The organism is Paraniabella hibiscisoli (assembly GCF_022512515.1).
GTDB lineage: Bacteria > Bacteroidota > Bacteroidia > Chitinophagales > Chitinophagaceae > Niabella > Niabella hibiscisoli.
The window spans coordinates 4,379,058-4,390,825 of record NZ_JAKWBK010000001.1 but is presented as its reverse complement, the minus strand read 5'-3'; the positions used below and the strand labels follow the sequence as shown (position 1 = coordinate 4,390,825).

The window sequence follows — 11,768 nt, the reverse complement described above, 5'->3', positions numbered from 1 at the left end:
CTTGTAAACCGGCATAAATTTAAGGCTCAACAGTATACCTGTGAGACCAATCGGTATATTGATTAAAAAGATCCAGTGCCAGGACAAATAATCCACCATATATCCCCAACCAAAGGCCCCAATACAGGGCCTATCAGGGCTGGAATGATAGCGAAGTTCATTGCCTTCAACAGGTCTTTCTTAGGAAAGGTTTTAATCAATGCCAGTTTACCAACCGGTGTCATCAAACTACCGCCGATGCCTTGCACTACCCTTGACACTACCAGCTGCGTGAGATTTTGTGAGAGCGAACAAAACAAAGAACCCAGGCTAAACATGGCCAGCGAAAAAATAAAAACCTTTTTTGTACCAAATTTATCCGCGAGAAAACCACTAACCGGCATCAGTAAAGCCAGGGTCAGTACATAACCAATAATGGCACTCTGCATATTGAGAGGCGACTCATTCAGGTCTTTTGCAATGGACGGCAGCGAGGTGTTCAGGATAGTTGAATCCAGCATTTGCATAAAAATGGCTGTTGCCAGAATTACTGGCAATACCTTTTTAATATTGATTGATTGATCTTGCGATGTATTATTCATTTTTTATGAGACTCGATTTCTAGGATGTAACGGTCCGGGAGTACTGATCGTTTGCTGCAAAGCTCTTTTTAAACCAAACCGACAATATACAATATTTAATATTATAACAATTTATTTGAAAACGGCGACAAATGACTGTTTATAAACCCCGGACTTAGTAAGCTAACAATTACTTAAGATTATCTTCACGATTTCGTCACATTGCACCAATACTTTCGCGCTTCATCCTAAAAACCAGATCATGAAGCATAGTAGCAAGCTGCTTATTGCCGCAATTATAGCTGTGGCATCCTGTAAAAAGAATGATAACACTCCTGTAATTCCGGAGCCGGAATTCTTTGTAAATGAAGATCCTGCCACATTTGCTGAAATTGGTAAAATAAATATAGGCGGAACGGCTGCAGCCGAAATCTCGGCTTACGACAGTGTAACCCAAAGGCTTTTCGTAGTAAATAATGAAGGTACCGATGGAGCTGTAAACCGGATTGATGTAGTAGATCTTAAAAATCCGTCCGCCCCTGCTTTTATCAGGTCAATCAGTATGGCTCCCTATGGTGGTGCCGTAAATAGTGTAAGTGTTCATAACGGGATATTAGCAGCTGCTATACAATCTACCAATAAAACAGATAACGGGAAAGTTGCCGTAATAAAAACAACCGATTATACAGAGGTTAAATCTATTACCGTAGGCGCATTGCCAGATATGGTTACTTTTTCTCCCGATGGTAAATATATAATGACCGCCAATGAAGGCGAGCCCAATGCCGATTATTCAGTAGATCCTAAAGGAAGTATTTCTATAATAGAAACGGGCAGCAACTATGCTGTTACCACTTTATACTTTGATGGCTTTGCAAGCCAGGCAGCTACATTAAAGACAAAAGGCTTCAGGATCTTCGGTCCGCAGTCCAATCCTGATTTCGCTTCGAATATCGAACCCGAATATATTACTATATCAGCCGACTCAAAAACTGCCTGGGTAACCTTGCAGGAAAACAATGCAATAGCTAAAGTAAATATTACAAGCAAGACGATTACCGATATTTTCCCTTTGGGCTTTAAAGATTACTCACTGGCTGGTAACGAAATTGATGTAACCGATGACGACAAGAAATACCTGGCTGCTTTATGGCCAAATGTAAAAGGCATATATATGCCGGATGCTATTGCGGTTTTAGAACGTAATAATGTACCCTACTTATTTACTGCCAATGAAGGAGATGCACGTGAGTATATTGACGCAAATGAAAAAGAAATATTTGTTGAAGCAAAAAGGATAGGAAATAAAAATGTAATTCTTGATCCTACCATTTTCCCGAATGCAACTGAGCTTAAGAAAAATGGTGTATTGGGCCGTTTAAACATTACCACCACTTTGGGCGATAAAGACGGTGACGGAGATTTTGACGAGCTATACTCTTTTGGCGCCCGCTCTTTCAGCGTATGGAGCGGTTTAACAGGTACCCAGGTTTTTGATAGCAAAAATGAGCTGGATATTAAAACATTTGATGTACTGGGTGTTGGAAGCAACGACAATAAAATTCCCGGCTATGATGATGGCAGAAGCGACGACAAATCAGTAGAACCAGAAGGTATAGCTATCGGGAAAGTCGGAAAAACAGATGTGGCTTTTGTAGGTATGGAAAGAGCGGATGCAGTAGCAATGTATGATATTACCAATCCGCAAAGTCCTAAATTTTTGCAATTGGTTAAAACAGGAGATGCACCGGAAGGCATATTATTTGTTCCGGCAAGAATGAGCCCTACAAAAAAATCTTTACTTATTGTGAGCAGCGAAGGTGATGGCTTCGTGACCCTATACACACCCAAAACCATCTAGCAGTACAATAGCTACTCAACTATAACAACCGTAGTGTCCTTTGATACTACGGTTGTTTTGTTAGCTGGTACGGTATATTTCTATATGCGATACCTGCGATCCCTACAAAGATTTGCATTCCTCAACTTAGCTTTCTAAATTGCAGCACAATTAATACAGATGGCCGCAATAGATGATGAAATACACGATGACAGTCCGAAAAAGTTTGACCGTGTAGTGGCCATACTAACCCAGCTACAGTCTAAGCGTGTTATAAAAGCGCAGGAGCTGGCTGATCGTTTCGGCGTAAGCCTACGCACCATTTACCGGGACATTAAAACATTGGAAAACTCTGGTGTCCCCATCAGCGGAGAAGCAGGTGTAGGCTACTCTATAGTAGAGGGTTATAAGTTGCCACCAGTAATGTTTACCCGGGAAGAAGCCGTAAGTTTTGTAGCAGCAGAAAAACTAATGGAGCATTTTACCGATCGTTCATTGGGTAATGCATTTCAATCAGCAATGTTTAAGGTAAAGTCTGTTTTACGCTGGACGGATAAAGACCGGATTGATGAACTAAATGCTAATATTCACGTTTCACCTAAAAAGAACCTGTTCAATAAAGAAGTACCGAATGCTTTAGAAATACTGATGAACGGCATTGTGAATAAAAAACAGGTATATATCCGGTACCAGTCCTTTGACGCCAGTCAGCCATCCGAAAGAAATATTGAACCGATCGGGTTGTATCATGACAAAGAATACTGGTACCTGGTTGCTTATTGTCATTTAAGAAAAGAACATCGCAACTTCAGGTCTGATCGTATTATAAAAATTACAGGACTGGATATTAGCTTTACTTTACAGCATAAGGAGCTCTCTGCTTATCTCCAAAAACCACAATTCGATACTTACGAAGTGGTTAAAATTATGATGGACAATGCGTATGTAAAGTATGTTCAACATAGCCGCCAGCAATATGGTTTTATCTCCGAAAAAAAATGAGCACCCAAACAGAAATGACTTTTCATTTCCCGCACGAACCCGAGTATTTTCTTCGTTGGTTTATTGTACTGGCAGACAAATCAGATATCATCGAACCTGAAAGTCTTAAAAAAGACTCAAAGAGCTAACATTGGAAATCGATAATCGCGCCAATAAGCAACAAGACGAAGAACCGCTACCAAAAACAATAAGGCAAGAGTAGCACTCTCACCTTATTAAAATGTATCATTTTTCAAAGCTAATTAATACCTATCCCAGAAAAAAGGAGGTTCAATACCTAAAGCGCGCAGATAAACATAAGCCTGTGCGCGGTGATGGATTTCATTATCGATGAAATACTGGATATTTTCGATAGCAGGAAACTTGTACTCTCCGAAAAGATTAATATCCTCATGAAATTTCTCTGCACTGATCTGCGGAAAATAAACATTAATCTGCTCGCTCGCTTCATCCCAGGCCTGTAACAGGTCTGCTTTCTCTTTGATCTGTGGCATGGCGTCTTCAAATGGAGTAATAACACCCGTTACTATTTGTTTTAAGCCTACAGCAGATACGGTAATCACTTCTTTGATCAGTTCGGCAAAAGGACGCATACCCCCGATTGAAAAAGTAAACATATCTTTCTCCGGAAATGCTTCAATTACCTTACGGGTAAGGTTGCGATGCCCTTGCCAGGCAGCTAATAATTCTTCAGCGCTAATAAGTGGACGTTCGATTGTAGTTACTGTGCTCATATCTTTTGTTTTTTTGATGATTGATAACACAAAGCTCCACCCTGCCTGTGACAACAGTGTGTCAGCAGCAAAAAACAACTTTAAAATTTATTTAAAAGGTGCATTCCGCCAATAGTATCAGGTAAAAACAGATAAATAATGCACTACCAACTACAGGCAAAGTACAAAAGAAGTTACAGGCACATGTATTCCATTTTCGAGCATATTAACCAGATGTTCTGGTGGTTAGTTTTCGGCACTGCGTAAATCAACAATATTATGACTGCTCAACCAATTGCGAAAATCGTTTACATGCACGGGTCTATGATGTACGATCTCACCACAATTCAATAAAATACTAAAAAGTCCGGAAGCCTCGATATACCTGTTTAATTCATGCGCCTTATACCCGAATTCCGGGTAAGTTACGTTGGTGTTCATTTTGTTCAAGTTATGCGAAACAAATATAGTAAAAAAGCATATCACCCTGAGTTTGTAGATTTACTATTGTGGACATAAAACTATAACCTATCTAAACAGACACAAGAAGCCTTTCGTTTTTTAGACGAAAAATATCCAACGACCTTTGCATTTCCCTTCTTTTCAATCTAAAAAGTTAGATTAAGGCACATTTTTGACTTTTTCTAATACCGATTTCAGTTTCTTAATCCTGCTTTAATTTGTAGGAATAATTTACATTTCTTGCACGATTTTTTCCATTGAAATGCCCATACCGTCTCGATACTTTTAGCAAAACGATTTACATATGAAATATCTGAGATTCAACAGCCTGGTGCTGTGCTTATGCCTTTTGCGTCCTTTTTTCCTGTAGGAAAGAAGTGTCGAACCCGCTCCCACCGGAGCCTGTAACCAACCTCCAATATGCTATATCCGATGGCAGAGTAAACCTAACTTGGCAACCCAAGGGTAGCGGGTATAACGCATTTCAATTGGAGCTGTCGAGGTTAGCAGACTTTTCCGTAATCAATGAAACTATTGAAGTGAATGAGGATGTCAATCAACACAGTTTCTGGCGATTGCCACTGGGGGAAGTTTACCATGTTCGTGTGCGTTCAGCCTCTACCAAAAATGGGTTGTTCTCCAACTGGGTTGCGCTTAGCTTTGAGACGATCGAAAATAACATCCTTTATTCTGTTACCGAAGACAAAGTAACAGTTAATAGCGTGGTATTTAACTGGAATACCCCTGATAATGGCAGTGACAACCTATCAACAAAAGTTACCCATATAGAGCTTAAACCTTTTAAAGGAGCCGTGATAAAGCACAACTTATCTCCACAAGATCTTAGTACACAACAAACATCGGTACCATCTCTGGCTGTCAACATGCAGTATGTCGCAACGATTTATAATGACAGATTTCCATTAGGCACTCAAGCATTTGCAACAAATGCACAACCAGATGGCAATACCTGGAAACTGGAACCTTACAGCAACCTGGTTTACGCAATAAAAGCAGCAAAAGATCAGGATATTATTTTGCTGAACGAAGGAGTTTATAATTATGCTACCACAGAAATATCCATCGATGATAAACTCATTACAATTAAAGCGGCAGATGGAGTAAAGGCTAAGCCGAGATTATATTCGAGGTTACTTTCTTTACGGGGAAGTCTTTCAGGTCTAAATCTCGAAGGTATTGAAATTTCGGGTGCCCGGCTGGATGAATATAAACAGGAATTACCCGATGCTGCAGATCACCAATGGAACGACTGGGTTGTCAATCACAGTTCAGGCCAGAATACTGTTTCTCTAAAGGTGGATAATTGTATTGTTCGCAATTATCATACTGGATTATTTAACCTGAGCGGTACTACGGGTAAAGTGATGGAGTCTGTAACCATCAATAATTCTATTCTCCATCACCTGGGGACCGACAATGAAACGGGGCTTTTAAATGTAGGGGCGGCACAGCTTAAAAAAGCAATGATCAGCAATTCTACCTTTTACCTGGCCAATAAAATTTTTGTAGCCATTGATGCAGAAAAAACACCAATAATGTTATTGACTTTACTTTTAAAAATAATACGGTTGACAGCAGCTTCACAGCTGGTGGATTCGATTTTAAAGCAGTAAAAGCTCCATCTAAATTTGTTATGGAGAACAATATCATTTCCAATCTTACTTCGGGTGGGAATTTCTTTCTGAATTTTGCCTATACTGCTAATAACTTTGAAAAAGACTAGTTTTTACTAATTTTTTCAAGGTGAAATCCAAGTCTACCATATATGGCAGTAACTCATCTAATATGCCCTTGCATAATTGGGAACTCAGACATCCTAACACATTATGGACAGAGGTAACCCCAGCTTTTGTGATGAATGATGCCAATCATTCTAATCCCAATTCTATAAAGGAATATCCCTTTTCCTATGACCCTCAGTACAGGGATAGAGAAAACGGGAATTTTGCGGTGAATGCTGCAAGCCCATTACGGGCCAATGCACAGGAAAGAATAATTGGTGATCCCCGATGGTGGTAGTACCAGAATCCAAACAAAAAGGTGTTTCTTTTGGAACACCTTTTTTATTAATAAAAAACAATAGTTAAATTAGTGGGCAGTAAAAGTTTTGCATATGAATATTCCCGAAACATTGTACAACGAGTTCATCGGTTTTTTCGGTATTGGCGGCATTATTGAAATGGTGAAGAAAAACGACTATAGCTCGTTATCTACCTGGGCTGGCATACAGAACCTCATATACCCCATCATACCGCTGCTGCTCCTTATAGAGATCATACGGGCCATCGTATACAAACGTTTTAAGATAGAAGACTATAAACTTTCGTTCCTGGTATTTGTGCTTAACCGGTTTATTTCGAGATTTATTTCCATTGCAGCTGTAGGCTTTTGCATAGGGATATTTGAACGATGGGCGATTTTTAAAACAGATATCACCTGGTATTGGCTCATATATGGTTATATAGTATGGGAGCTGGCGCATTTTGTCTACCATTTCCTGGCACACAAGATCAGAATACTTTGGTGCCTGCACTCTACCCACCATGCGCCGCAACAAATGAACCTTTTTGTGAATTTCGCTCACTTCTTTCTGGAAGCCCCTTATGCCGATGTTATACGAACCTCCATTTGCATTATATTGGGTGTAAGCCCTCCTTTGCTATTCTTAATTATGTTTATAGATGGTTTGTGGGGTTCATTTATACATGTGGGCGAGAATATAATCAGGAATGGCAGGCTGGGATTTGTAAGCAAATTTCTGTTAACACCTTCGCATCATCGTGTTCATCATGCCCGAAATCCGCTGTATATGGATACGAACTTTTGCAATCTTTTAAATATATGGGATAAGCTATTTAAAACATACCAGGATGAGAAAAATGAGATCAAAATAGAATATGGTATTACCCGGAAGATCAATCCCAACAATGTACTGGATGCTTACTTCGGAGAAATCGTTTGTTTGTGGAGGGATGTTGTAAAAGCACCTGGAATAAAAAATAAATTACTCTATATAATAATGCCACCTGGCTGGAGCCATACCGGCAATCATCAAACAGCTAAAGTGGTGCGTAACGGATATCTTGCGGAGACAGACGATCATTTGAAACACGAAGAAGACAAGCAAATAGTAAATCAAAAAGCTAACTAATATATTTAATATCTAATATAAATAGCTGAAAGAGTACATTTAAAAAGTCTCAATAGTAAGGTGTATTAACTGCTTGCTTCATAATTGATAATGCCGGCCATTTTAGCAATTGAAAAAGGTTTAACCAGCAATTCCTTAACAGCCGGAAAAACGCTGGTTCTTTCCCGGTCTACATCATCGATAGAAGAGCTCACTACATATATCCTGATGCCCTTCAATTTTGCTGGGGCCAGAGACGAAAAAGCATTTAGAAATTCCCATCCATTCATTTCAGGCATTTCTATATCCAAAAGGATAATATCGGGCAACTGCAAAGACGGATCGTAAATAGCCGCCTGAAGTATATCTATGGCTTCGCGACCGTTTTCTGCAAGAATAATTTCAGCGTTACTGCAACAGAGATTTATCATCCTTCGCGTAACCAGCTTGTAGACGTAATCATCATCTACAATAAGAATATGCTTATTGACGTTCATTTGTTTAGAGGGTTGAAAACACCGGGCGCGGCTATTTTGCGAACCAAAGGTAGGGTTTATCTTCAGTAAGATCACCGAATTTTGTTACAGGATAGCTGCAGTTGCAGATATTGACATCATTATCGCCGGTTATTGTAATACACCTGCGGGTAGCAAAAAGCTAAACCTTATTACTCCGCCAGACACTTCTTTGTTCAGTGAGCTTCCATTCCTGTTTAAATAGTCCTCACACAAATTAATACCCAACCCTGCGCTTCTTACATTAACGCCAGGCCCATTCCTAACATTAAAATTATTCTGAATACTGAAGCTGACTTCATTGCTCACTTTAACAATTTCAATTAAAATATCGCTGGAAGGCTCCGTATACTTTACCGCATTATCTAACAGATTTCTTAATACCAAACGGATATGATTTTTATCTGCCATGCAAAATTGGGATGCCGACACGCTATTTATATGTATGCCTACCTTTTTGCTCTCTGCGATCGGCTGGTAAACAGTAGCCAGGAAATTAGTTGTTTTTACGATGTCAAAAGGCTCCTTATTTATTTGCACTTCCTCCATTTGTGATCGCGCCCAATGCAGAATATTATCTAACATAATCTTTAACTGCTGAAAATGATTGCTGTTGGAACGTAACATCATCTTTAGCTCATCTTCGTCCAGCATATCAATAATTTCGGTTGACAGGATGGAAAGCATGCTATTAAAGGGAGTTCGGAGATCGTGTGCTATAATAGAGAATAGCTTATTTTTTACTTCGTCTGAGGCTTTCAGCTGATCTATCAGTTCATTTAAGCTTTGGGTACGCTTAGACACCTGCAGTTCGAGCTCTGTATTGTGCAGCTGCATCAGTTTAAAATGCTCAGACTCTACCTTTCTTTGTCGTTCCAAAATTGTTTGATAGCGCTGTCCAAGTGCCAATGCTAAAAGCATAAACTCCAGCAACACGCCGCTTTGAAGAACTAAGGGACTGTAAGCTTTAAAAGTTATAATGCCCTGCAGACTTAATACATAGTAAAGAACCGCCAACACAAATGCGAGCCAGGCAGCTCCCAGGTAAACAATTGCTTTTCGCTCTACACGATAAGCATAGATACTGGTAAGTATTAAAGTTAGTGGTACCAGCAAACCAAAAATCTGGGCGCCTAACGCAGCCTGCGCTTTCAAACCAAACATGCTTAACACCATTAGGCCCAGCAAGCCTGCTAGTAAAATATTGGTCCACCTGAAAAGCGGAAGAGATATGGCTCGTATATTATAAAAACGGTTAGTAATTAAGATAGAAGTAGCAAAACCCACGGAGAAGAATATATGAGGGTATTGATAGACAAATGCTTTAAATGAATCTCCCAGTAAATACAGGTATCCACTTAGGTAACCTAGGTGTAAATGCCAAGAGATAATATGTATAAACAGTAATAGAGATAGGCCGGGTCCTTTACTGTAAAGTAAAGAAATAAATGGAAGATGAGAAGCGCAAAAGGAAGCCTACGAAGCAAAGTTCAATTGTCCTGTTATTAGAATTTTCTATAGCATATAAATTATCAACGCCTGCAACTTGCAAAGGCAGAAGCATAATATTCCTGGTTTTAGAACGAAGCCATACTTCAACTGTGTCTTGCCCCTCCCGGGCATTGATCGGGAAAATATACTGGTTGGTGCTCCTCACCCCGGGCGAAGCCGCTATAAGGGATCCCGCCTTCAAATGATTCCACCGGCTACCTGAACCAACATAGCAATCTACCTGCTCAATATTTGCGTATCCCACTACCAGGTAAGCTGCATTGTTACCTGTTTTCCTAAGCGCCAAATGAACCCATACAGCATCTGGAGTATTGCCAAAGTTGAGTATATCGTTGGCTCCCTTAATAAATCTACCTTCTTTATAGGCCTGTTGAACCTGTGGTAAGCTAAGTGCTGCTGTTGTATCCTTAAAATAAACGACTTCACTGCCGATATACCGGGCAGGCGATCCCTGATCGAGGTTAACATATCGAGACCAGCTAAAAGTTGCACAAAGTAAAGCCAGCAGTAAAAAGAGAAAATACTTCCACTTCATAAACATCCGATAAAGTTACTGAATGTGTGCCATTGCTTACTTTTTCCAATCTCGTAAATCATTTTCCCGATTTCGAAAATGATTAGATGATTGAACCTTTATGTTTGCACCATGAAAATAAACAGGTTTTTTTGATTTTGCTACAGAATAATTGAGTGATTTTGAGAGAAAATCCCCAAAGATTTAGTATAGTTTTCCTTAACAGATAGTTTTCGAGAGTGCACCGCTTATTTCTATAAGGGGTGCTTTTTGTAATCGCATACTTAAACCCGTTACACGGGCACGCAAATGATGAAATGTAACGAATGAGGCCGGCCATACCCTGGGGCCTATCAAATTTAAACCCATTAAAATTTCGAAGAGATGCAGCCGAATTGATATGTTTGCAAAAACTCCTGAGGATATGAACAGTGGTCCTGAAAAATTAATACATCAGCAAGTACAATACCTTGAATTTCTCTCGAAAGATATTGAAGCAGCTAAAACTTTTTACAACAGCGCCTTTGGCTGGAGCTTTACTGATTATGGTCCGGATTACACGGCTTTCGAAGGCGATTTTGTAGATGGCGGCTTTACTATAGGAACTCCGGTAAGAGGAAGCATCCTGGTCATTCTTTACTCCCTAGATCTTATACAGACGAGAGAAAATGTATTGGAAGCCGGCGGCTTGATCTCCCTGGATATTTTTAGCTTTCCGGGCGGGCGCCGTTTCCATTTCATCGACCCGGATGGTTATGAGTTAGCAGTCTGGAGCCTTTAACAAAGCAAACCTGAGGAAGAATTTCCACGATTTTTAGAAAAAGGAAATTTATACCCTTATTTTCTTTAATTAATAGCAACTGTCGCTTACCTTTATTCTACAAACTAAGGTACATGAGAAGTGAACTCAATTACGAACAAGTGCTTCGTACTATGCGTTTATCGGATAGTGATGAAATAGTGCAACAAGGCACGCTTCTTTTGACAATGGTTCATGAATTAATGCAAAAAGACTGCTTGACTAAGCACGATTTTTCATTCACCCAATTTGATGAGGGGCATATCCTGATCACCTGGGTTAATCCCGGAAACCATACTACTGCAGTACCCCCCTCTTTCAAACCCTAGTCTAAAGGTTTTCTACCTGAAATAACATTGTACAAAATAACCACTATTGCAATAACCAATAATATATGTAGCAGGTAGCCGTGCTAATGCCTTCTACAATATTGAGCATACCCAAGAGCCAGATAACTATACAAACTACAGCAACCAACCATAAAATCCCTCTCATAATTTTAGAATTTAATGTGAATAAATTTTTCAGAAATGAATTGAACTCACCTGGTTACAAGAGACAAATCTGGTGCCAATAAAGTCGGAACACACATTAAACCCAATGACTCCTATAGATGCATTCGGTGTAGAAATGTGCCGGCCATTGAATTCAGTTTAAATGATCAACATGCTACTTTAATTTATCCTTTTATCTGCGCTTA

The 11,768-nt window shown here is 39.6% G+C and carries 16 protein-coding genes; 8 read left to right on the top strand and 8 right to left on the bottom strand.

The features are described from left to right. Positions 1-62: 62 nt before the first annotated feature. Entirely contained in the window at positions 63-581 is a 519-nt protein-coding gene (locus MKP07_RS26945) for an MFS transporter (RefSeq protein ID WP_240850338.1), read from the bottom strand. Positions 582-822: 241 nt separating this feature from the next. Between MKP07_RS26945 and MKP07_RS26940 the strand changes: the two genes are divergently transcribed. From MKP07_RS26940 to MKP07_RS39760, 3 genes are all read left to right on the top strand, one after another. Next, positions 823-2,421, top strand: coding sequence for a choice-of-anchor I family protein (locus MKP07_RS26940; protein ID WP_240850337.1), 1,599 nt, complete (start codon positions 823-825; stop codon positions 2,419-2,421). Between the two features lie 159 nt (positions 2,422-2,580). Further along, positions 2,581-3,402, top strand: a complete 822-nt coding sequence (locus MKP07_RS26935; RefSeq protein WP_240850336.1) for a helix-turn-helix transcriptional regulator — start codon at positions 2,581-2,583, stop codon at positions 3,400-3,402. Beyond that, positions 3,399-3,530, top strand: coding sequence for a hypothetical protein (locus MKP07_RS39760; protein ID WP_262919505.1), 132 nt, complete (start codon positions 3,399-3,401; stop codon positions 3,528-3,530). The genes MKP07_RS26935 and MKP07_RS39760 overlap by 4 nt, the downstream gene beginning before the upstream one ends. A gap of 114 nt (positions 3,531-3,644) precedes the next feature. Here MKP07_RS39760 and MKP07_RS26930 read toward each other — a convergent pair whose 3' ends face one another. Next, positions 3,645-4,136 carry a DinB family protein gene (locus MKP07_RS26930; protein ID WP_240850335.1) on the bottom strand — a complete coding sequence of 164 codons (492 nt, stop codon included), beginning with the start codon at positions 4,134-4,136 and terminating at the stop codon, positions 3,645-3,647. Positions 4,137-4,361: 225 nt separating this feature from the next. Continuing rightward, positions 4,362-4,556 carry a hypothetical protein gene (locus tag MKP07_RS26925; protein ID WP_240850334.1) on the bottom strand — a complete coding sequence of 65 codons (195 nt, stop codon included), beginning with the start codon at positions 4,554-4,556 and terminating at the stop codon, positions 4,362-4,364. Positions 4,557-5,065: 509 nt separating this feature from the next. On the opposite strand from MKP07_RS26925, the gene MKP07_RS26920 reads away from it, so the two are divergent. From MKP07_RS26920 to MKP07_RS26910, 3 genes are all read left to right on the top strand, one after another. Next, the gene (locus MKP07_RS26920; protein ID WP_240850333.1) at positions 5,066-6,211 is read left to right on the top strand and encodes a DUF4957 domain-containing protein; all 1,146 of its coding nucleotides are present in this window, start codon (positions 5,066-5,068) and stop codon (positions 6,209-6,211) included. 130 nt (positions 6,212-6,341) lie between these two features. Next, the gene (locus MKP07_RS26915; protein ID WP_240850332.1) at positions 6,342-6,617 is read left to right on the top strand and encodes a DUF5123 domain-containing protein; all 276 of its coding nucleotides are present in this window, start codon (positions 6,342-6,344) and stop codon (positions 6,615-6,617) included. A 94-nt stretch (positions 6,618-6,711) separates the two neighbouring features. After that, a complete protein-coding gene (locus tag MKP07_RS26910; RefSeq protein WP_240850331.1) occupies positions 6,712-7,749 on the top strand; it encodes a sterol desaturase family protein in 1,038 nt (345 codons plus the stop codon). Positions 7,750-7,814: 65 nt separating this feature from the next. Here MKP07_RS26910 and MKP07_RS26905 read toward each other — a convergent pair whose 3' ends face one another. Genes MKP07_RS26905 through MKP07_RS26895 form a run of 4 tightly spaced genes read right to left on the bottom strand, consistent with a single transcriptional unit; the run spans position 7,815 to position 10,290 of the window. Beyond that, a complete protein-coding gene (locus MKP07_RS26905) occupies positions 7,815-8,300 on the bottom strand; it encodes a response regulator (RefSeq protein ID WP_240850330.1) in 486 nt (161 codons plus the stop codon). A gap of 54 nt (positions 8,301-8,354) precedes the next feature. After that, positions 8,355-9,641 carry a sensor histidine kinase gene (locus MKP07_RS26900; RefSeq protein ID WP_317236115.1) on the bottom strand — a complete coding sequence of 429 codons (1,287 nt, stop codon included), beginning with the start codon at positions 9,639-9,641 and terminating at the stop codon, positions 8,355-8,357. Then, positions 9,611-9,700, bottom strand: a complete 90-nt coding sequence (locus tag MKP07_RS43035) for a 7TM diverse intracellular signaling domain-containing protein (RefSeq protein ID WP_394803706.1) — start codon at positions 9,698-9,700, stop codon at positions 9,611-9,613. Before MKP07_RS43035 ends, MKP07_RS26900 begins: the two co-directional genes overlap by 31 nt. Beyond that, positions 9,670-10,290: a 7TMR-DISMED2 domain-containing protein gene (locus MKP07_RS26895; RefSeq protein ID WP_240850329.1), complete on the bottom strand. Its 621-nt coding sequence runs from the start codon at positions 10,288-10,290 to the stop codon at positions 9,670-9,672. The genes MKP07_RS43035 and MKP07_RS26895 overlap by 31 nt, the downstream gene beginning before the upstream one ends. Before the next feature lie 403 nt (positions 10,291-10,693). Here MKP07_RS26895 and MKP07_RS26890 point away from each other — a divergent pair, with 403 nt between their 5' ends. After that, complete coding sequence (locus MKP07_RS26890) at positions 10,694-11,050, top strand: VOC family protein (RefSeq protein WP_240850328.1); 357 nt, start codon at positions 10,694-10,696, stop codon at positions 11,048-11,050. Between the two features lie 113 nt (positions 11,051-11,163). Next, on the top strand, positions 11,164-11,397 hold the full coding sequence (locus MKP07_RS26885) for a hypothetical protein (protein ID WP_240850327.1): 234 nt from the start codon (positions 11,164-11,166) through the stop codon (positions 11,395-11,397). Here MKP07_RS26885 and MKP07_RS43030 read toward each other — a convergent pair. Beyond that, entirely contained in the window at positions 11,394-11,456 is a 63-nt protein-coding gene (locus tag MKP07_RS43030; RefSeq protein ID WP_394803705.1) for a hypothetical protein, read from the bottom strand. The genes MKP07_RS26885 and MKP07_RS43030 overlap by 4 nt on opposite strands. Between the last annotated feature and the right edge of the window lie 312 nt (positions 11,457-11,768).